The sequence below is a fragment of the Amycolatopsis sp. cmx-4-83 genome (assembly GCF_046548815.1).
GTDB lineage: Bacteria > Actinomycetota > Actinomycetes > Mycobacteriales > Pseudonocardiaceae > Amycolatopsis > Amycolatopsis pretoriensis_A.
Map to the genome: position 1 here is coordinate 221760 of NZ_JAEBEF010000010.1, position 20924 is coordinate 242683.

Sequence of the window (20924 nt, forward strand, 5' to 3'; positions counted from 1 at the left end):
AGCCGTCGAGGCCACCAACGACCTGGCCGAGGCCGTCGTCCGCTACGGCCGCGCCGAACCGCTCGTCGGCGAGCCATACGGGCGGCAGTTGCGTCGCTGTGCGTGTCGTGCCGGCTGATTAATACGCGCAACGACCGCATGAGCGACGACATGCAGGCTCCTGAGCACGGACCGCACTGACGAGTTGCCAGGAAGCAAGGAGGAGCAGGAACAACCCTGCACCAAGTGTCCCGCGCGGATCGCGGACTGAGTCTTCGACCACTCCGCGAAGAGCACGCCGACGCACATCGCTGCGGGCCTGAGTCCCACCGTCGGCCTAAGCCGAGCAGGCGGCCGCCAGCTGACCCAGGCGGCCAACTGCCTGGTATGCCCGGCGGCACGTACTACCGGGACCCTGTCCCGCATCCCCCGACGAAAGCATGCAGGTCCGACAGCTCTGGCCGCGGCCGGGCGCTTCACCCGCGGTCATCGAGCCATGACGTGAGTTCATCGTCGTCGGAAGCACTCGCTGTCGCCCGCTCGGAGCGCCAGCCGCGAGCTGCACAGGGGCCCTCGAGACCGCGCCACCGGGCGAGCGGAACGATCAGCAGGCTCGCGATAAGGCTGTGTTCGTCCTTGCGGCCGCTCGCCCCGGCGCCGCCGCTGATGCACTTGCAAAGCGGGAACCGGCGTGGACGACAACAGGCCCCGGCCCGGTTTGCCGACGCGCTCAATCAGATCTCCGCTGCCCTCGGCGTCTCCGGCCGTGACCACAGCCGCTTCGACGAGTGCCCGCACGAGCATCTCGCCGCAGTCGCGGTCCCCGATGCCCGTGCCGAACTGCCGATCGGCGCGCACAGCCCCCGGTACAAACACGTCAAGCTGTTCCTGCACCAGGCTTTGACCCGGCAATCACTCGGCAGCCACGCTCAGTCGTGGCGACGGAATCGCCACTGTGTCCCGCAGTCCCTCCCGAGCCGGCGGCACCCACCCGGCATCCAGCTCCGACAACAGAGCCTCGATCCGGGCAGCCTGTGCCATCCGCTCTCGATCCCGGAACAGCTGCGCCGCACGTTCCCACAAAGCCCGCGCATCGTCGACGTTCCCGGTCCCCAGCAGAATCTGAGCCAGAGTGTCCAACGCACGGCCCCGGCCCGTCGCATGCGCCGACCGATCCGCCAGCTCCACCGCGCGATGCGCGTGCCGCAACGCCGACCGGTCATCCCCTTGCGCATGCCGCAGCCGAGCGAGCACCGTATTCAGCTTCATCACCGCGGGCAGATGCTGGCTCCGATCCACTAGCGCCGCGCCCGCACGGCACTGTTCCTCGGCGTCGTCGAACCGGTTCAGCCGCCGCAGAAGGTCCGCCAGCGCGATATGGGTCAGGATTCGCCCGGGGACATCACTGATCCGTTCCCGCACCGCCAGCGCCTCGCGATACAGGTCCAGTGCTTCCAGCTGGTGCCCACCCAGCTCGATCAGCGCATCGGCATGCCGATGCAATGCCGCTCCACAACGTTCCGGTTCCCCCAACAGCCTCGCCGCCCACAACGCGGCCCCCGACATCTCCACGGCCTGCTCCGTGCGGCCAGCGTGCAGATGACGGCGAGCCAGATTCATCAGCACCGTCACCCGGCCGATCCCGATGTCGAGCTCGTCCACCAGCCGCAGCGCGATGTTCAGGTAGTGCTCGGCCTGTGCGTCCTGCCCCATCAACAGCAGCACTTGGCCCAGGTCGTTGAGCGCTGAGGCCTCTGCATAGCCGTTGCCGACTTCGGCCGCCTTCGACGCCGCGATCCGGAATCCCGAGATGATGTCGTGGTAGTGGCCGTACTGGTCGAACACATCCGCGGTCAACGACGGCAGCACGAACACCACGTCGTTCAGCCCCACCTCAGCAGCCACGGCCACAGCCGCGGTCAACGTCGCGCGTTCCCGCAAGAACCACTGCCGCGCCGCAGCCGCCGTCGCGAACACCGCCGGCCGGATACCGTCGCTGACGGCAGGCAAATCAGGCCGATCACGTCCCGGGAACACCAGCTCATGCCCTTGGAACGCAGCCAGTAAATAGAATTCCAGCATCCGGCGTCGCGCCGCCACCAAGTCCGGCAGCTGCGCGGCCAACGATCGCGCGAAGAGCTGCAGCAGATCAAGCATCCGGTACCGGTCCATGTCGCCGGGGTGCTCGATCAGATGCGCGGCCACCAATACATCAAGTGAGCGCCGCACGACCGACGGGCTGCGTCCGTCCGCCGCCGCGATCGCATCGCTGGCCATCTCGATCCCCGGGTGCAGCCCCACTAACGCGAACACCCGCTGCTCGGCGGCACCGAGACTCTGGAACGACAGGGTGAACGCCGAGCGCAGGCTTCGGCCCGGCCAGTCGCCATCATCGCCGAGGTCCAGCAGCATGTCCGCGTCCCGCAGTGCCTCAGCCAGCGTGACCAGGCGCATCCCTGCCCGGGCTGCCGCGCGGTTGGCCACCAACGTCAAGGCCAGCGCGTGGCCTTGACACAGCCGCACCAGCCTCGCCGCGCCCTCGGTGTCCTGCAACGCCCGCAGCCCCACCCGGCGCCGCAGCAGTGCGTGCGCTGCCTCGTCAGACAGCCGCCCCACCGTGACCACCGGGATCGTGTGCGCGGCCAGCAACGTCGACAGCCGTTGTCTGGTCACCACCACGACGGTGCACTCCGCCAGCACGGGCAGCAGGGACGCCACCTGCTCCGTGCGGGCCACGTTGTCGAGCACGACCAGCATCCGCCGTCCCCGCAGCAGCCGGGTCAAACGTGCCGCCCGCGCCACTGGAGACACGATCTGATCGACCGCTACATCCAGCAGTTCCAGCAACGTCTCCACGACGTCGGCGGCTGCCATCCCCACCGTCTGGTCATCACCGCGCAAGTCCAGCAGCACCGCGCCCTGCGGGTACCGCCCCGCCACCCGATGCGCCCATCGCACCACTACCGTCGACTTGCCGGCTCCGGGCGCGCCGGTCACCATCACCACCACCGACCGCGACTGCCCGGCCGAGTCCGTGGTGAACGCATCCAACTCGGCAACAGTTCCCTCGCGGCCCACGACGGTCTCGGCATCCGCCGGTAGATGCCGCAGCGGCCCCGACTCCCCCAGCCCCTCGGCCGTGACTTCCGTGCGCGTACCCTGTGCCGCCGTGAGCCGCGCGCGAGCGGGCGCCGGAAACACCGACCGCGATCCCGGTTTGGTCGCTTCGTTGTACACCGCTAGCAGCTCATCGGCGGCACGAAAATCACCGCACCGCTGAAATTCTCCGCGCATCCGTCGGAAATACTCGGTCGCGTCCAACCCGCGGCCGGCCGCCAGCAGCGCCCGCACCCGCAAGGCCACCAGGCTCAGCTCCATCGGATGCGCACCATCGGCCTCCTCCAGCCGCGCCACGGCCAGCTCCGCCTGCCCCAGCAACAGCTGCTGCGCAGCCACGAACGCGTTCGCCGGTACCCAGTCGTTGTGGGCCCACCGTGTCCGCCACTGATCCGCCCGCGCGGTCTGCAGATCGACCAGTGGGTCATCCCGGCACAGCCGCAGCGCCGCCAGCGCCTCCACGTGCGCGCGATCGTGATCACCGCGGTCGGCGTAGGTCCGGGCCCGCGACATCATCACCTGGAAGAGCCGGTAGTCGGTCGACGCCGGATCGACTTGAAGCATGCAGCCGGCCTTGCTGACACCCAGGTGCGCCGGGATGCCCTTCTCCGCGAACAGCTGCCGCAGCCGCACACCGTACTGGTGCAGCGTCGCCAGCGGGTCCTGTGGAGGATTCTCCTGCTCCGACCACACCCACTCGACCATCCCGGACACCGGAATGCGTTTGCCCGGCGCGGTCAGCAGGGCTGCGAGCACCTGCAACTGCCGCGGGCTGGCAGCATTCACGACCACATTCCCGTGCAAAAGCAAGGCCGTCTGCCCGAGAATCCCGAACCCGTTTTCCATGCGGACTCCCTCCCCGTAGCGCACCCCAGCGCACTTACCCTCTCCGCGCCTCCATTCTCACATTCCTCACCACAAACGACCAGCTAGCAGGCCATCAGAACCCACACTGACCAGGCTTGTTGATCAATTGTCAAGAAACAAAGAAGCAGGCCGAAAGCATTTTCTCAACTCCTCGCCTGAAGCTGTGGACAGATACAGGACACGAGGGAGGACCACGAGATGCCCGACGCCTGCTGGACACGCAACCCCATCGATCCCGTCGATCAGCACTTCACCACCCGCCGCGGCACGAAATCCGTACTCGTACTCGTGCCGCACATCGTCGCCGGAACCCGCCTGCTGGACCTGCTGCCGCTGCTGGAGGCCGACCACCGGATTCAGGTCGTGTTCACCAACCCCCTCGGCGACAGCTGGTACGCCACCCGCGACTTCCTCCACGCCAACGGCGCGACCGTGCTCCCCTGGTCCCAAGCCCGCCGCAGCCACATCGACCTGGTTCTCGCCGGCAGCGTCACCGGGCTCGACGAGCTCGCCGCACCGACACTGCTCATCCCCCACGGCGGCGGCTTCGGCCAATACCGCAACGGCAGCCCGCCCGGCACCACCTTCGATCAGCCGCCCCAGCTGCGCACCAACCTCGGACCCGACCAGCTGATCCGCGAGGGCCGCCTGCGCGCCGACGCGATCGTCCTGGTCCACGACCGCGAGCACACCCTGCTCGCCGACGTGTGCCCGCCCGCGCTGCCCGCCGCGATCGTGGCCGGCGACATCGCCCTCGACCGCCTCACCGCCAGCCTTCCCTACCGCGACCACTACCGGCGGGCCCTCGGCGCCACCGACGACCAGCAGGTCGTCCTGGCCACTTCCACCTGGTCCCCGCGATCGGCCTTCGGCCGCCACCCGGACATGTTCGACCGCATCGTCAGCGAACTCCCCCGCGACCGCTACCGCATCGTCGCCGCGCTGCACCCGCAAATCTGGTCCCACCACAGTCCCTGGCAGCTACGGTCCTGGCTCGCCGATGCCCTCCGCGCCGGCCTCACCCTCCTCCCACCCGAAGAAGGCTGGCGTGCCGCTCTGGCCGCCGCCGACCATGTCATCGGCGACTACGGCTCGGTCACCGGTTACGGCGCCTCCACCGGCGCGTCGGTCCTGCTCGCCGACACCCCTGACCGGCCGCTTCTGCCGGGAAGCCCCACGGCGGTGCTGGCCGAGCACGCACCCCGCTGGCGGCTCGACCGGCCGCTCGAGCCTCAGCTGCACGCCGCCGCCGACGCTCGCGACGCGAGCGGCCTTACTGCACTCGTCCGCGACCTGCTGACCTCCCGGCCCGGCCGTGCCGGGTACATCCTGCGCCGCACCATGTACCGCATGCTCGACCTCCCCGAGCCGGCACGCGCCGTGCCGACGTCCCCCGTGCCCTTGCCGAAGCCGGTGACGCCATGACCATCGACACCCTGATCGCCGCCTGCGCCGCGACCGGCGCTGCGCGCCCGGCCCTCACCCGCTGGTGCTACACCCGGGGCCGGCACCTCGGCACGCTGCTCACCAGCCACGACCGCAGCCCCCACGCCAGCCAGGCGCTCACCGACGTCCTCATCGCCCGGCCACAGCCAACCCAAGCCGACGGCAGGTCAACCGTGGCCACCATGTTCGACCGGCTACCCGGCCTGACCGTCGTCGCTGCGCCCATCGCCACGCAGCTGCTGCTCAGCGATCACACCGGCGACTTCACCGTGGTCTCCAGCGGTCACGTCGAGCTGGTCGCGGTCGGCGCATACCTGTGGCTGGTCACCGGGCGGGCCCTGCGGACCCTTGCCTCGATCAGCTGCATCGAGTGCACCCAGTGCCGCCCGGGCTCGCTCGAACGCGGCGCCACCGGCCTCCCGCAGCAGCTCGACCGCCTCGGCGACGTAGCCGCGGGCCGTCCGACGCTGACCGTCACCTTCTGCCACCTCAGCCAGCGCCATCAGCACGTCAGCCTCGTACGCCGCCGAACCTGACGCGCCCAGCACTCTCCGCGCCAGGTTAAGACGGCGCAACGCCACCTCGGGACGCCCGGATCGAGCATCGATCCGGGCAAGTCCCAGCGCCACCTGCGCCTCGCTCTTGTCATCCCCGATGTCGGTGAACAACTGTGCGGCCGCCTCCAGGTGCCGAGCAGCCTGGACGTCACGACCGGCCTGCAGCAACGCCAGCCCGATCCGGCGGTGTCGCAAGGCGACCCCTCGATCGATACCGAGTTCCTCCTCCAGCCGCAAGCTCGCGGCGAACAGCGTCACCGCCATGTCGATTTCACCGCAGGCCTGTGTCACCATCCCCAGCTGCTGCAACGCCGCGGATTCGTTGCGCAGATCGCCGGCGTCCCGTGCCAGCTCCACAGCCTGGCGCGTCTGCTCCTGCGCGGGCTCCAGCCGTCCCAGATCCAGGTGAGCGCGCCCCAACTGGTGACGCAGCCGCGACTCCGCCACCCGATTTCCGCAGCGCTGCGCCGCCACGATGCCCAGCTCGTGCGAACGCAGCCACTCGGGGTAGAGCTTGCGGTAGAGCATCAGCTCCCACAGCGCTTCACACAGTTGCCAGGCCAGCTCGTCATGCCGGTGCGCGACCGCGTCCTCCAACACCACCAGCACGTTCGGCAGCTCCGCTGCCAGCCATTCCAGGGCCGCGGCACCGGAGGCGAATCGCGTCGGCTCGCCCTGCAGGTGCTCCGCGACCGGGCTGACCCGCCACCGCAACGGGATCACCACCATGTTCGCGCGCGTCATCTCCTGCAGGTACCACTGCCCGACTCGCGGCAGGACCTCATATCGCTCCTGATCCGGTTGCGCCCGTCCGTGCAACCGAACCAGATCGTGGAAGCGATATCGGTCGAGGTCGAGTTCCTCGAGCAAGCTCGCATCCACCAGCACCTGCAGAACCTCGACCGCCTGATCGAGAGTCAGCTGGCCGACAGCAGCGACCACACCTGCCCCGAAGTCCGGCCCTGTGTACGTGCTCATCAACCGGTACAGCCGCGCCACGTGCTCCGGCAAAGCCTGATAAGACCAATCGAAGGTCGAGGCCACCAACGTGTCACCGTCGGCGGAGAGGCGCTTCAACCGGGATCGTTCATCACTCAGCTCGGCCACTACCCGCGCCACCGACCAGCGCGGTCGCGACGCCAGCCGCGCACCCGCAACTCGCAGCGCGATCGGCAGCCGCCCGCACAACCTCGCCAGCTCGACCACGTCCTGCCGCTGATCGGCCACCCGCGGCTGCCCCACCGCCCGCATCAGTAGCTCCACCGCATGCGCGTGCGGTAACGGCGCCAACTCCACAAACCGCGCCCCTTCGGAAAACAGTCCATCCAGACGCAGCCGGCTCGTCACCACCACCGTGCAGCCCGAGGAAGCCGGAACCAGCGGTCGTACCTGCGCCGCCGAAACCGCGTTGTCCACCACGACCAGCAGCCGCCGCCCCGCCGTCGCCGTCCGGAAAAGAGTCACCTGTTCCGCCAGCTCGACCGGCACGCGCTCGGGGGCCACGCCCAGAGCCCGCAGAAAAGCCGCCAGCACCTCCTGCGGCGCCGCGGCTGACTCGGGCGAGAACCCCCGCATGTCCGCATAAAGCTGCCCATCGGGGAACCGTCGCGCATTGCGCACCGACCACGTGATGGCCAACGCCGTCTTTCCCACACCACCGGGGCCGACCACCACCGCGACCGACGCTGCCGTACCGGACTCTTCGTCCCCCGCATCGACGATACGATCCAACGCGTCCAACTCGCCCGCGCGACTGGTGAAGTGCGCTGGCGTCGGCGGAAGCTGCCGAGGCACCGACACGGCGGAACCGGCGCTCCCACGTTGAGCGCCAAGCTCCGCCATCGACGAGATCCGGCCGCCCCGACGCACATCGTGCGCACCGTCAAGTCCGTCAACAGGCATGATCCACCCCCCTACGCCGCGAAGCGGAATTCGCGCTCGGCCAACAGCAGCAATGCCCGCGTTCACCACGTTCCGCAGCGATCACTTTCGTTCGCAGACTGACCACAGCACAAGGCGCGACTACCAGTCATCCGAGAACTCCCGCAATCCTCGAACTCCCCTGTCTACCCTTCCGACCTACACAGCGACACCGCCACGACGGGATTTAGGAGAAAAGCGGCAGCACACCAAGCTGGCCCTTCGTACCACGGGACTGCGGTGCTGCGGCGGCGTTCACCAGCGCGGCGCAGGCGCCGCGCGCGCTCTCACTCTGCGCCAAAGTCGCCTCGGCTCCCGAGCTGAGCATTTTCGGCATCATGGTCGCAGCCGCCCACCTCTGGCTCTCTCGCTCGCGTTCGAGCTGCTGAACCGAGCTCTCAAGCGGCGTCGGGCGTCGTCCGCGCAAACCGACGAAGTGCTTCATGAGTCAGCGCCGGACGAGTTGTCCACAGATCGGGAAGACCTTGTGGATAAAACCGCCGAGCAGTAGATGTGGGAGTTCTACGAGGTCGATCGCTCGCAAGGGGGCACCCCGACCGACGCCGGCTTTGACCGGATCACCGGGGCGCACAACTGCGGCCGACGCATCCCGCGCAAGTAGTGGGCTGCCGGGCAGCTTGTCCCACCCGAGCAGGAACGCCGGGGCCCTGACTGGGCACCTCGCGGCGGCCGACGAACGGAGCTCTGACTCCGGATACGCAGACCCGCTTGGCGCCGCCGTTGCTGCAAAAACAGGCTGTCAAGCTGTCCTTCGCCCGGGCTTCGTACCCAGGGACGTCGGTCGACACTTCGAGAAAAGACTTCGAGCACGCCCCCGCATGAGCGGCAGACCTGGCCGACCGTCTGCGGAGGCCCGCCGGCGCAAAGGGTGGCCCGCCTCAAGCGAGCTCCACTTCACGCAGGAACCGGCTCGGTCCGGCGAAGACGCGTTCGCGGCTACCCACCACAAAACCGGAGTAGTAGACGCGGACCTCCTCCCGGGCCCGCGTGATGGAGACGTAGAACTTCCGCCGGTCCTCGGCGATCTTCTCCGCCGTGTTCGACTGGTAGCTCGGGATGCTGCGCTCGTCGGCGCCGGTGAGCAGGACCACGTCGAACTCCAGCCCCTTGCTCGAGGTCATCGTGGTCACCGACACCCGGTCGTGCTTGCGGACCCGTTCGGCGAGTGCTCGCACCGTCAAGCCGGCCGAGGACGCGGACATCCGGGCCAGTTCCGGCGCCTCCGCGACCCACGCCAACTGCTCGAGCGCCCGGTTCAAGCCACGTGCGCGAAGATCTTCGACGAACGCGGGCACCGGCAGCGCTTCCCGGCTCCGACACTTGAGGAGGACCTCGACGAGCGCGGTCGCGTCCGCTTTCGCCCACGTCCGTCCCAACAGCGCACGCCAGCGCACCAGCAGGTCACCCAGCCGGTAGTCGCTTCGCTCTTGCCCCAGCGTGACCCATGACGCCGCGGCCTCAACGAACCCGGTGACCGTCGTCAGCCGGTAGTCGGTGTCGCGGAAGAACGCGGGAACGCCGGCCGCGCGCAGCACCGCGGTGACCTCCGAACACTGTGCCCGGGTCGGGCACAGCACCGCGACCTCGTGCAGCGGCACTCCCCTCCCAGCGGCAGCGCTCGCCGCAGCGACCACCTGCGAGAACTGACTGGAGAGCCCGGCCGGACAACACGTCGCCGACACGTGCCCGCCGGGGCGGTCGCCGGTGATCGGCGGGCGGCCCCGGCGCATCCGGTTGGCCACCGCGAGGATCTCCGCGCCGCACCGGTAGTTGTGCTCCAGCTCCACCGCCCGAACGTCAGAGCGCACCGCGAGCTCCTGCAGGAGCTCGGGTCGCGTGCCCGTGAAAGCGAAGAGGGCTTGGTCCGGATCACCCACCGCGAAGAGCTCGGAACCGTGGACGTGGTCGAAGCAGAGCGCCTTGACGACCCGGTCGAGGCCGGGCGCGAGGTCCTGGTACTCGTCGACGTAGAGGTGCGGGTGCTGGGCCATCAGCACCTGTCGGATGGTCTTGTGCCGTTCGACGAGTTCCACCGCGGTGGCCACGATGCCCGGGAAGTCATGCAGCCCGCGCCGGGCGAGCTCCTGCTCGTAGCGAAGTGCCGTCTCGCGGACCGGAGCGCCGTACCGAGCCCACTCGACTTCGCCTGCCAAGCGCTGCCGCGCGACCTCGATCGTGGACGCGACCAGGCGGGCGTCACGCCACCCGAACGTCTCGTCGACGAGGCTGCCGAGCAAGGCCTTGGCTTCACGTTCACTCGCGATCGTCAGCTTCGTGAGCTCCGGACGCCCGACGGCGCGCGCGAACGGTTCGATGATGCGGCGGATGACGAAGCTGTGGACGGTGCCGATGAAGACGTTCGACCGCCTTTCGACGCCAAGGCTGTCGGCACGCCGGCGGAGTTCGTCGGCGGCGGCGTTCGTCAGCGTGATGCACGCCGCGCCCTGTGGCCGCGGAATCCGGTTCGCCAGGTCGAACGCCATCCTCGTGGTCAGCAACTTGGTCTTGCCGCTGCCAGGAGGGGCGAGGACGACGCAGTGCCCTTCGGAGGTGAACGCCTCCCACTGCCGCCGGTTGCGCTGCAAGTCCGCTATGGACGACGTCAGAGAACTCATCGGGCGACCAGGTGCCGTAGCGCCCGCTCGATGTACGGAGGCGGCTGGACACCGTAGAGGGCGAGTCTCTGCGCGTACCGGCCCTTCCCGCCCGCGCTGTCGATCATTCCCAGGAAGCTCTCCGGACCGGGATCGAGGCCGTTCCACGACGCGACGACCGCGGCGGACGGCTCAGCGCATAAGGACGCGAGCGCCGAAAGCGACGGCTCGACATTCTCCGGGACCATGGCGATCAGGTCGTGTTCGAAGGTGTGATCCCCGATGAAGAATCCGGCCCGGTGCTCGGGGCGGGTGGCCGCGACGATCCTCCCAACGCGGGAGATTCCCCGATAGGGAGCAGCCTTGTCGACGTCCCCGTCGGTCACGATCGCCCAGGGCAGTTCCAAGGCGTCGCAGAACCGCACGAAGGGCGTGAAGTGCGTGCCGTGGATCGCGCAGACCGTGATGCCCTCCTTGTCCAGGTCGATGCCGATGGCCCGGGCGAGCACCGGCATCAGCACCTGTTCGGCGAAACCCTCGACGAGCAGGACCCGCCGTGCGAAAACGAGTTCCGCCTTGGTGGCGTCGAGGTAGCGCGCGATGTCGTCCCACCCGGCCTCGTCCAGGTCGGCGCGGTGGGCGCTGGCCGCCACCGTGCGCCCGTCGACGTCACGCAGGACCACCAGGCTGCGTGGGTCGGCGACGCTGGCGATGTAGGGCGACTGCGTCGTGACGAGCACCGTGCTCGGCCGGGCGCGAGTGGCGAGCAGGCGGCGGAAGATCAGCCGCTGCAGGTGCGGGTGCAGGTGCGCTTCCGGTTCTTCGATCGCGGTGACCACGTGGGCGATGTCGGACTCGCCGTACGTGCGCGAGTCCAAGCCCAGTTCCTGGAGCGCCAGGTACAGCACGTTCAGCGTGCCGAGGCTGGCGCTGGTGAGCGTGCGGTGCGCGTCTCCATCGACGAACAGGCGCATGTTCCGAATCAGCTTCAGCGGGTCCTCCGGCGCCGCGGCGAGCTCGGTTTCGATCGCTTGCGCGTCGCCCACCATGTCGGTAAGGCGGCCGCCGATGTTCCGACTCAGGTCGCGGATCACCTCAAGTTCGTTCAGGCGCGCGTTGGCATCTCGCATGGACTTCCGCACGTCGTCGAGATCCTCCTCCTCAGCTGCCGAGGCCGCGGCCTGGAGCAGGGCTCGCAGCGGAGACCGCCGCCAGTTGCGGATATCCGCTTCGACGTCGCGGAGCGCGTGCAGGAAGAGCAGGTAGATCGTCGACCGCACGTCGGAAGGCAACGGCCGCTCCCGCTGGTCGCCACCGTAGACCGCACCGCGGTAGCGCGGGACGGCCGTCGCGACGCCGTCGTCGATCGGCGCGAAGCGGTAGGTCAGCCGAGCCCGGAGCGGTACTTCGCCGAGCAACGCGTCCCCGAGAGCGGCCAGAAGCTGCGGTTCATGCTCGAAGTCGACGATGTCGATCGAGGCTTCGACGACTTCGCCGAGGGCCATCGGGTCGCGATCGGTCCCTGGCGCCGCCCAGAAGTCCTCGCGGCCCAGCTGCCGGTCCGCATGGGAGAGACTGCCGTCGAGGACCAGGCGGAGGGCGTGCACGAGGTTGCTTTTGCCGGCCCGGTTGGCACCCACGACGACGGTTCCGGGGCGCAAGAAGATTTCGACGTCCTCAAGGTTCCGAAAATTCTTCACGCTCAGTCTTTCGATGTGCATCGTGCTCCACCCGGTGGTTCTGCAGGACCTTCGCTGCCCATGGTCAAGTGCCCGCCAGGGATATCGCGTTCGCGTCGATGAGGTGTTGACGGTTTGTGGATGTCCTTTGTGGCGTCGTCGCGGAAGTCAAGCGCCGACACTCCGCCTGAGCCATCCCGTTCCGCCAGCGCCCGCAGCGCGGCGGGGCGATCACGTGGACCGCTACCCGGGCCTGCGAGCAGCTGTGAGTGACACATCGGCACGCGTCTGAACATCGGCGGGATTGCGAGCAGCAGGGAGCAACGTTCATCACCGCAGCCGAGAGGTTGCTATGCTTGCCGCAGTCGCTTGACAGAGACCACACCCCGCGACTCACCACCGCGGGTCCTTTTGTCATTCACCAGCGATCAGAGGTTTCAGGCTCAGGCCTCACCTGAGTTGCTACCACCGGGGGTAGCCCGACACGCTCCCGGAAACCTCGCCTTTGCCAAGTTCGGACCACACATCCATAACCGCATTGATCATCACCGCGCTGGTTGTCGGGGCCAGTGCCGATGGGATGTGGGGATCGTTGATGTTCTGGTTCGCCCTGGTGGTCTCGTGTGTCACAGGTCAGGTCGCGTTGGCGCAGGTTCTGCATACCGTGCGGTTCGTCGTCCGCGAGACCGGCGACACCAAAGGACTCCGCGACCTTGCCGCAGTGCTGCGTGAGGTGTGGACCAAGTGGATTCCCCGGCTTCGTCGTCGGTCGGGCTCGTGACCTGTGCACGTCCCTTGCCGAGGACACCCCGACGGCTTGGACGTCGAGCATGGCCGGCAATGACTTGAGCACGTCGGCCGTGGTCTCGTCGGCGACCTCGGCTTCACCGTCGACGAACCCCACACCCAAGTCGTGCACGACGAGCCGCGGATCGCGGGGCCGACGAACTTCACCACGCCCCCGGGCGCAGCCGCCAGCAGCACCGGCGCGCACTGATCGAGGGACACGACCTGGACGGCGTCGGCGGGCATCAATGCACGGGTCCCGACCAGCCTCGACTGCCATGTTCGGGCCTCGGACCTCAGCTGATCGAGCGGCGCGCCCAGCGCGCCCTGTTTCAAATTGTCGACGGTCGTCCGAAGGCGCCGAAGCTCGCCTCCAGTCCGGCTGCGTCAGCACCGCGCAGCTGGTTGACCGGGATGCTTGCCGACTCAGACGATGTCGAGCCTGGGCGCGGCGGACGCGGCTTCGGCCGCGTCGACGATGGCGTGTGCATCGGCAGCGTTGGCCACGCGAACAGCCATCGCCCGGATCGCACGTTTCGTCGGCCGGGTCGTGTAGACGGCGAGGTACTTTGTGGACCGGTCGTAGATCGCCGCCTTGGCCTGGTTCCACTCCACCTCCAGCACCTGCTTGCGCACGATGCCGACGAAGAGGAACAGCAGCCTCCTGGTGGTGCACGCCAGGACGCCGAAGCCTTCGCCCTGTGCGCCGGTTAGTGCCAGCACGCGCTCCTCCGGACGGAGGTGGTCCCCGAGGAGGTTGACCTCCTTCATGGATCCGACCAGCAGGCCGCTGACACGGCCGACTGCCTCCGCGATGTCCGGCCGGAGAGCCGGTGCCCACTGCTGCGCGGGCTCTGCCGGCGGCGGAGCTGGGGTCGCGACGGGGCGTTCGACAGTGTGGAAGGTCCAGCGACGCCCGTCCCAGTGACGGATCAGCGTGTCGTCCAGCGGATCCGGCAGCCACCCGGCTGGGCGAACCGGCGCGATCGGAACGTTGGTCACGCGTTACCCGTCCCGTCGTCCGACAGATCCCCGTCGGTGTTCAGCCCCGCCCCGGCAAGCACGAGCACCTCCGGCGAAACCGCTCCAACGCGACGATCGGACTCGGACGCTCGCCATTCGACGGCCTCCGGTGCGTCGGTGTAGTCGAGGACGTGGGCACCGTCGATCGCCAGCAGGTGCTCCTTCACCTCCGCCGGCGTGGCGTGGAAGAACTCGCGCCGGTGGTTGACCAAGTTGACCCGCTTGGCGCTGAGCCGCTGGTGGAGAGCGGTCTCCAACGACACCGCGTCGTGGGAGAAGACCAGGGCGTGCACGTCGAAGCGGAACGGCACCGACGCGTCACCGAGCTCGCGGACCCGATCCAGTGGCTGTTCGCGCCGCGTCATGCCGATCTTGACCACCCCGGGGCCGAACGCGCCGACGTTGGAGATCACGTACACGTGGCCGACCCGGATGTTGGCTGCCCGCAGTTCCACCCCGGCGATCGCCTCGTCGATGGCGGTTAGCCGCTCCCGGGCCTGGGAGACGCCCTCGACGTCGCCGTTGGCCTCGAGCTTGGCGATCGCCGTGGTGTAGTGGGCCCGCTCCTTGGCCAGCCGCACTCGTTCGCGCTCGATCTCCTTCATGACCTTGGCTTCTTCGCGGAGGCGTTCGCGCTCAGCGCGCGCTTGCTCCCGCTCTTCTTCGACCTTGACCAAGTAGTCCGCGGTCAGATCGATCTCGCGGAGCCGCAACCGGTGGTAGCTGCCGGAAACGACGATCCGCATCAGGACACCGAGTCGGCCGATCGTGTCCCGCGTCGTCGTCAGACGCTTCTTCACAGATTCGCGGGTGTGCGGCTTGACCGCCCGGACCGCGTTGTCGGCCTCGGCGTTGTAGGCGCGCAGCATCAGCTTCGCCATGTCGCGCCCCAGCTTCTGCCCCTCCTTGACCGAGCCGTTCACAGCCCAGTCGACCTGGCAGGTGACCGCACTCCCCCGCGCCTCGAGCTTGATCTGCTCACGCAGTCTCTTCAGCTCGTCCTTGTAGGCGACGGCGTCGTCCAGCGGGTGGGCGTACTCGTAGACGCCGACTTCCTGCAGGAGCGCCAGCTCCCGGGTCTCGACCAGCCTCGACTGCCACGCCGCGGCCTCGGCCTGCAGCTGATCGCGTGACGCACCCAGAGCGCCGGCCTCCTGCTTCGACCTGTCGACCGTCGTCCTTAGCCGCCGAAGATCCGCTTCCAGGCCCGCGGCGTCGGTACCGCGCAGCTGGTGGACCCAGCCTCGCAGCTCGGCGATCGTCGCGTGCGCGGCGCTCAGCTGCTGCTGCAGCGCGACGAGGTCCGTGTTCTCCCGGCCACCGAACAGAGCCACTCTGAGCCTTCCCGCCGCATCCACTCCTCGCGTCGACCTCTCGCCGACGACGTGACCTGAGATCGTTGCGCCGATCGGTCCTGTTACCGACTCGGGGTTCAGGCGAAGATCTCGGCGGACTGGTCGGCGGTCCCGAGCGCGCGGACCAAGCGGTACATCAGCCGGTGGGTGACGGCTCCGGGATGTTCGCGGCACTCGGCGGTACTTGCCGTCGTCGCGTTGAGGTAGTCGTCGGCGCTGTACCTCAGCATGTCTTCCGGAGTGTTCGACCACTCGAGGTCGGCCCGCCTCGAAACCCCCTTCAGGAGATTCGTCATGCCTACCGCGAGCTGCCACTGCCCTGGATACCCGTAGGCCGTGCCGAGCGCGCCGGTCAGCTCGACCAGTCCCCTGACGACGGCGACCGCGTCGTCGTCATCCAGGAACTTCTGCGTGGTGTCTTTTCCGGCGTTCCGCCAGGAGGACAGCTGCGACGCGAACAGCGTGAGTGCCCCGTTGTCCGCGATCTCGAGGTCGCACATCGTTTTGACCTTGTCGAATTCCAGCCACAAGCTCCTCGAATTCAGTCCGTACGTATGCCACCCACGTCCGGCGGCCCGCGGTTCGACCTCATCCAACCTCTGCCAGTGCCTGCTCCCACCTGCACGGGCCAGTACCAGATCGTGGATCTCCCGGCCCATCAAGTGCTCAGTCAGCAGCTCCGGTGGGGCTGCCAGTGGCCGCGCCACCGCGTACAGCCTTGACTCGACCTCCCGGTTCACCGGCACCGGGTCCCTGGCTATCTCGACGTCGATCAGCTGCCGGGCGACCACTTGGCGTGCCGACCGCAGGCCGAACAGCCGCACGACCTCGGCGTCGCTGAGGCGGTACTTGGTCGTGTCCCCGCGCCCGTGGTACCGGCCGTCGACCATGTGCGGTGCCAGCGGGCTGGGCGGGACCTCGACGAGGAGCACTCCGCTTCCTTCAGCGCCAGAGTCCTCGATCGGATGACATTGGACAAACAATGGCGGATCGCATCTGGACCTGAGGATCTGGTCAACCTGCTCCGGAAGCCCGCTGAGCGGTACCGGCGCCACCGAGAAAGTGCCGTTCGCCTTGTCCTCGGCGACGCCGATCACCAGCAGACCTCCGTCGTTGGCGAACGACGCGACATCGCGCGCAAACTCCTTCTTGTCGCTCTCGGAGGTGCTGACTTGCCGCTTGACGTCGATCCAATGCCGCTCACGCACTGTGCCGTCCGACAAGGCCTTGCGAACGTCGTCAAGTGTGGCTGGTTGCCACCGAGGCACGACCGGTCCCAGGTAGAAATGTGGCGCCGGAGAAGTCATCGCACTATTTTCGCAGGTCGGCCAGCGAGCCACGCACGTGAACCGGTGTAGCGACGGCCGGCCCGATCGAGTCGAAAGCGCCATGTCCGCCTAGGGGCCTTCCGTAACGCCGGCTCGCGACGAAGAGACTCTGGTGCGGAGGAACGACTCCCGTCGCTTCCTCGGAGTGCCGAGGAGGGCGTGTGCTGCCGCGATCGCGTCAAAAACGTGCCGTTCTCGCCCTCGCGGTAGTGGTCGCGCTGGCCGCAAGCGGGCTGACCGTCTGGCAACTGACGAGCCCCTCCAACCCGCCCGAGGACGCCGCGAGCGGTTCGTTCCGGGACATCGGCAGCGGAGTGAGCGTCTCGGACGGCGCTCCCCCATCGATGAAGGCGGCCCCCGACGACCAGGCCGCAAAGCCGACCTTCACGGGAACCGAGTCGCTCAACGGCGTCGTCCACCTCACGCCCGACGGTGACCTGCCGGCCCCCGTCACGCTCCGGTTCGCGCTGAACCGCCAGGTCGAAGCAGCCGACGTGGTCATCGCCGTCAACCGGATCGGCACGGCCGAAGGCTGGGAACTCGTGGCTCCCTCCAAGGTGGAGGGCGGATTCGCCTACGTCACGACCTACCACCTGTCGCGGTGGGATCCGCTGATCCGGCCCTTCACCGACCTGGTGGACACGGTCAAGACCGAGTTGAAGAAGAGCTTCGACACCCTGACCGGTGACGCGTTCGCGGAGGCGGAGCAGCCGAAATGCGCCGGTGAACGCGACGCCCGCGCCCGGGGCTACTCCATCGGCACGAAGGGCAGCGACCCGCTCCACTGGTGCCTGGGCATCGAGAACGGCAAGCCGATCGTGCGGATCGTGGACAAGCGGCGCTATCCGATCCTGGTGAACCACGCCGGACTCACTGTTGCCGAGCGGCCGAAGGACAGGTTCGCCCTGCAATGGGTCGCCCAGCAGTCCTTCAGCGACAAGCGCACGGCCCTGATGCCGTTCGACCAGGCCGGACTCACCTTTCAGCTCGGCAGCGAGCAGAACATCAGCTTCACGACCGAATACGACGGCTTCGCCGAGTCCCTGTACCAGCTCGAGTTCGGCCTGACCTCGTTGATCAACATCCTCACGCGGTTCGGCGCCGGGGGCGGCACGATCAGCAACGGCGCCCTCAAGATCAGCGAGTACGACCGGGTCGTCGAGAAGATGGCGAAGGCCCTCGGCATCAAGGAGTGCGCCGCGGCCGTCGACCAGCGGACACCGGACGTCGGCGCCATCCTGAAGGGCTGCTTCAGCCCGGCGGCGCTGGCGGAGGTCTTCGGCTGGCGGGGTGTGCTCCTGGGCGCAGTGATGGTCGCGGGCCCCGCCGCCGAGTTCTTCCGCAGCCAGTTCGAAACCCTCCGCGATCTGCTGGGCGGTCGCGATCGGAAGACCGTGACCATCGGCTACCGCCCGAAGGTGAGCGACCAGGATCCCCATGTCGTGCGGTTCGACGGAGTCGGGCCGTTGAACCTCGCCCTGACCGCGAACGATCTCCGCGAGCGCGGATACACCGACCAGGGCAACGCCTACGACCAGAACTCCCCGTCGTGCGTGCGGTACGCCAAGGACGGTCAAAGCCTCAGCGCCAGCGTCGAGGCCAAGACGGGCCGGGTCCTCGCCGTGCGCAATTTCGGCGGCGACCAGACCCTCCGTACGCAGGTCGGCGGGATCAGAGTCGGCTCCACCCTGGCCGAGCTGCGGAAGGCGTTCGCCGGTTACACCATCGACGAGCAACTCGACCTCGACTTCGGGCAAGGCTCCAACGGGGTGGTCGTCAGCTCGGCGAAGGGTGCCATCGGCTTCGGCTTGGAGAACGGCAGCCAGAACGACTACACCGCCGGCCGGGCCAAGGTTTCCTACGTCGCGGGCGTCGGGTTGCCGGGCCACGCTCCGACCAACCGTGAGGATGGCTGCTGAGCTCGGCGGTCCCTTTTGGCGTGGACTGGGACCGCCATAGCCGTAACAGGTGCGATCGCCTGAGCGACCTCTTGGCATGTCATCCAGGTGTGCGACCCCAAGTCCCTCAGCCGAGTGGCTCCGGCGATGACCGGGTTCTCGGTCGATCCGTCGGCAGTAGGACGGCTGATTGCGACCGTGCGAGAGATCCACGGAGACCTCGAATCGGTTGCCGAGGCCGATTCGCTCAGTACCGCGGAGGCCGGCTACCCGCGGCTGGCCGACGCCGTCCACAGCTTCGTCGACAAGTGGGGCGACGGCAGGCGTGAGCTGGGTGCGAAGTTCGACGACTTCGCCGACCGGCTCGACCAGGCGCTCGGGGCCTACACCGGCACCGAGGGCGAAGTCGTGCGGACGCTCGGGGGCGCGCAATGAGCTTCGAGCACCTGGGCTGGGATCCCGCTCCCGGCGACCCCGAACAAGTGCGCGGTACCGCCAACGGCTTCCTGGCCATCTCCGACCGCGCCGAGCACGCCCGCGACGAACTGCGGAAAATTCGCGACGGCAAGGCCGGCGAGGTGTGGGCAGGGCTCGGCGCGGAGGCCTTCGGCCGGTCGATCATCGAGCTGTGCTCGGACCTCGACCGGCTTTCCGAATCCTACCGGGAAGCCGGAGACGCGCTGACGATCTACGCCGAAGAACTGGTCCAGAACCAGCTCGACGCGCAGCAAGCCGAACGCTCCGCCGCCGCGGCGGCCGCCGACGCCGAGTTGTTCAGGCGGAACCTCGCCGACGCCCAGCAGCGGTCGGCCGACTCCGGCAGGCAAGCCACTTCCGCGCAGACTCGGCTGGTCTTCACCCGGCAGCGGCTGGTCGTGAGCCAGACCGCGGCCGATGTTGTCGGCACGGCCGACGCGCAGCACCACATCCAGCAGGATGAGCAGGTCAAGCGCCAGGCGATCGCGGCCAAGGGACAAGCCGACGGCGACGCGAAATACGCTTCGACGCAGCTGGACCTGGCCAATGAGCGACTTGAAGCCGCACGCCGCACGGGCAGCCGGGTCCAGGCGTTGCACCAGGACGCCGGCAACACGGCCGCGGAGGCGGTGGACCGGGCGAGCGAAGTCGCCCACAGCTACCACCGCAGCCCCCTCGAAATGGCCTGGCACGGGTTCCAGGCCCTGGTCACGTCGACGGAGTTCGACGAGTTCCTCACCTGGATGTCGGACTGCAGTTCGATGCTCACCCAGATCGCGCCGCTCGTCGGCCTGATCCCCGGCGCGGGTGAGATCGCCGCGGGCATGTACGGCGCCGGGCTGGTGCTGGGCGGGATCGCCGTCGTCGGCCGCGGCCTGCAGACCGCTGCCGACAACAGCAAAGCACCGAAGCTGGTGGACGCCGGAGTCGCGCTGGGGATCGCATCGCTGGGCGCGGTGGGGAAGGCCGGGCTCTCGGCGAAGGGCACCGAGACCGTCAGTTCCCTGCACGATGCCGAAAACCTCGTGGACCACGTCCGGCTCTTCGACAAGCCCGGCGGCAACTTCGTCACCCATGCCTACCACCTGACCGGCGCCGCGGTGCAAGCGGACGAGCTCGCGAACACCGGATCCGACGTCACCGACTCGATCGACAAGGTCCGCCGCGACATCGACGGCGACTGGTACGGCCCGGAGCCATCGACCTCGGAACGGATCGGTGAGCTGGGCACGTTCGGCTGGAAATCCCTGGAAACACTCGTCGGCGAGGTGAAACGGTGACCGTCGAAGAACTCCCCGGCCGCACCGCGACCGGCGTCTGGTTGCAACTGCCGGAGACCTGGCTGGAAGTCGATCCCCGCGTACCCGACCTGGACGCGGAGGTCCTCCGCACCCTCGCCGAGCACGGGGCCGACACGAACGACGAAGCCGCGGTGGCCCAGTTCGTCGCGCCGCTCAGCACCGAGCTGCGACGTCTGTCCGCGCACGTCGACGTGGTGCTGGCGGGCTTCTTCACCGAGTACGTCGACAGCGACTCCGGTGGGCTGCAGGTCTTCACGGCGAACGTCACAGTCGCGTTGTCCCCGCACGTCGGCGAAGGTGCCGGCGTGCGGGGCGAGATCGAGCGTGAAGCACGGGCCGCAGGCACCGAAATCGGCGTGCACGACCTTTCCGGTGGTCCGGCTCTCACCACGTGGGGCCGCGTTCGCCTGCCTCACACCGGAACCGAAGCGTTCACCCGCCGGTTCCACATCCCGGTGCCGGGGCTGGACCAGGTCGCCGTGCTGGCGTTCGTCACGCCCAACGTGGACTTCGCCGCCTGGTTCGACCGGCTCTTCACCACGATCTCGGACACCTTCCGCTTCGTCGGCTGACCGA

Annotated in this window: 13 protein-coding genes; 6 read left to right on the top strand and 7 right to left on the bottom strand. The window is 68.4% G+C overall.

All coding sequences use genetic code 11. The features are described from left to right. Positions 1–891: 891 nt before the first annotated feature. Positions 892–3942 carry an AfsR/SARP family transcriptional regulator gene (locus ACLJQM_RS30590; protein WP_410633762.1) on the bottom strand — a complete coding sequence of 1017 codons (3051 nt, stop codon included), beginning with the start codon at positions 3940–3942 and terminating at the stop codon, positions 892–894. A 219-nt stretch (positions 3943–4161) separates the two neighbouring features. On the opposite strand from ACLJQM_RS30590, the gene ACLJQM_RS30595 reads away from it, so the two are divergent. Continuing rightward, a complete protein-coding gene (locus ACLJQM_RS30595) occupies positions 4162–5388 on the top strand; it encodes a hypothetical protein (protein WP_410633764.1) in 1227 nt (408 codons plus the stop codon). A gap of 215 nt (positions 5389–5603) precedes the next feature. Here ACLJQM_RS30595 and ACLJQM_RS30600 read toward each other — a convergent pair whose 3' ends face one another. The 3 genes from ACLJQM_RS30600 to ACLJQM_RS30610 form a co-directional block, all read right to left on the bottom strand. Further along, positions 5604–7697, bottom strand: a complete 2094-nt coding sequence (locus ACLJQM_RS30600; RefSeq protein WP_410633766.1) for an NB-ARC domain-containing protein — start codon at positions 7695–7697, stop codon at positions 5604–5606. Positions 7698–8785: 1088 nt separating this feature from the next. After that, complete coding sequence (locus ACLJQM_RS30605; RefSeq protein WP_410633768.1) at positions 8786–10522, bottom strand: UvrD-helicase domain-containing protein; 1737 nt, start codon at positions 10520–10522, stop codon at positions 8786–8788. Continuing rightward, complete coding sequence (locus ACLJQM_RS30610) at positions 10519–12222, bottom strand: ATP-dependent nuclease (RefSeq protein ID WP_410633769.1); 1704 nt, start codon at positions 12220–12222, stop codon at positions 10519–10521. The genes ACLJQM_RS30605 and ACLJQM_RS30610 overlap by 4 nt, the downstream gene beginning before the upstream one ends. 496 nt (positions 12223–12718) lie before the next feature. On the opposite strand from ACLJQM_RS30610, the gene ACLJQM_RS30615 reads away from it, so the two are divergent. Further along, on the top strand, positions 12719–12961 hold the full coding sequence (locus ACLJQM_RS30615) for a hypothetical protein (RefSeq protein ID WP_410633770.1): 243 nt from the start codon (positions 12719–12721) through the stop codon (positions 12959–12961). A gap of 431 nt (positions 12962–13392) precedes the next feature. Here ACLJQM_RS30615 and ACLJQM_RS30620 read toward each other — a convergent pair whose 3' ends face one another. The 3 genes from ACLJQM_RS30620 to ACLJQM_RS30630 all read right to left on the bottom strand — a co-directional run bounded on the left by ACLJQM_RS30620 (position 13393) and on the right by ACLJQM_RS30630 (position 16651). After that, positions 13393–13968, bottom strand: a complete 576-nt coding sequence (locus ACLJQM_RS30620; RefSeq protein WP_410633772.1) for a DUF2510 domain-containing protein — start codon at positions 13966–13968, stop codon at positions 13393–13395. Continuing rightward, positions 13965–15323, bottom strand: coding sequence for a DUF4041 domain-containing protein (locus ACLJQM_RS30625; RefSeq protein ID WP_410633773.1), 1359 nt, complete (start codon positions 15321–15323; stop codon positions 13965–13967). The genes ACLJQM_RS30620 and ACLJQM_RS30625 overlap by 4 nt, the downstream gene beginning before the upstream one ends. Positions 15324–15421: 98 nt before the next feature. After that, the gene (locus ACLJQM_RS30630) at positions 15422–16651 is read right to left on the bottom strand and encodes a helix-turn-helix domain-containing protein (RefSeq protein WP_410633775.1); all 1230 of its coding nucleotides are present in this window, start codon (positions 16649–16651) and stop codon (positions 15422–15424) included. Positions 16652–16881: 230 nt separating this feature from the next. Between ACLJQM_RS30630 and ACLJQM_RS30635 the strand changes: the two genes are divergently transcribed. The 4 genes from ACLJQM_RS30635 (at position 16882) to ACLJQM_RS30650 (ending at position 20920) form a co-directional block, all read left to right on the top strand. Further along, positions 16882–18591 carry a hypothetical protein gene (locus tag ACLJQM_RS30635; RefSeq protein WP_410633776.1) on the top strand — a complete coding sequence of 570 codons (1710 nt, stop codon included), beginning with the start codon at positions 16882–16884 and terminating at the stop codon, positions 18589–18591. Between the two features lie 177 nt (positions 18592–18768). Further along, positions 18769–19005 carry a hypothetical protein gene (locus ACLJQM_RS30640; protein ID WP_410633777.1) on the top strand — a complete coding sequence of 79 codons (237 nt, stop codon included), beginning with the start codon at positions 18769–18771 and terminating at the stop codon, positions 19003–19005. Beyond that, positions 19002–20327, top strand: a complete 1326-nt coding sequence (locus ACLJQM_RS30645; RefSeq protein ID WP_410633779.1) for a hypothetical protein — start codon at positions 19002–19004, stop codon at positions 20325–20327. The genes ACLJQM_RS30640 and ACLJQM_RS30645 overlap by 4 nt, the downstream gene beginning before the upstream one ends. Then, positions 20324–20920: a hypothetical protein gene (locus tag ACLJQM_RS30650; RefSeq protein WP_410633780.1), complete on the top strand. Its 597-nt coding sequence runs from the start codon at positions 20324–20326 to the stop codon at positions 20918–20920. Before ACLJQM_RS30645 ends, ACLJQM_RS30650 begins: the two co-directional genes overlap by 4 nt. Positions 20921–20924 lie beyond the last annotated feature (4 nt).

Excerpts from the sequence above, each read along its gene's own strand:
- ACLJQM_RS30590 (WP_410633762.1), bottom strand. The coding sequence starts at position 3,942 with ATGGAAAACGGGTTCGGGATTCTCGGGCAGACGGCCTTGCTTTTGCAC.
- ACLJQM_RS30595 (WP_410633764.1), top strand. The coding sequence starts at position 4,162 with ATGCCCGACGCCTGCTGGACACGCAACCCCATCGATCCCGTCGATCAG.
- ACLJQM_RS30605 (WP_410633768.1), bottom strand. The coding sequence starts at position 10,522 with ATGAGTTCTCTGACGTCGTCCATAGCGGACTTGCAGCGCAACCGGCGG.
- ACLJQM_RS30610 (WP_410633769.1), bottom strand. The coding sequence starts at position 12,222 with ATGCACATCGAAAGACTGAGCGTGAAGAATTTTCGGAACCTTGAGGAC.
- ACLJQM_RS30630 (WP_410633775.1), bottom strand. The coding sequence starts at position 16,651 with ATGACTTCTCCGGCGCCACATTTCTACCTGGGACCGGTCGTGCCTCGG.
- ACLJQM_RS30645 (WP_410633779.1), top strand. The coding sequence starts at position 19,002 with ATGAGCTTCGAGCACCTGGGCTGGGATCCCGCTCCCGGCGACCCCGAA.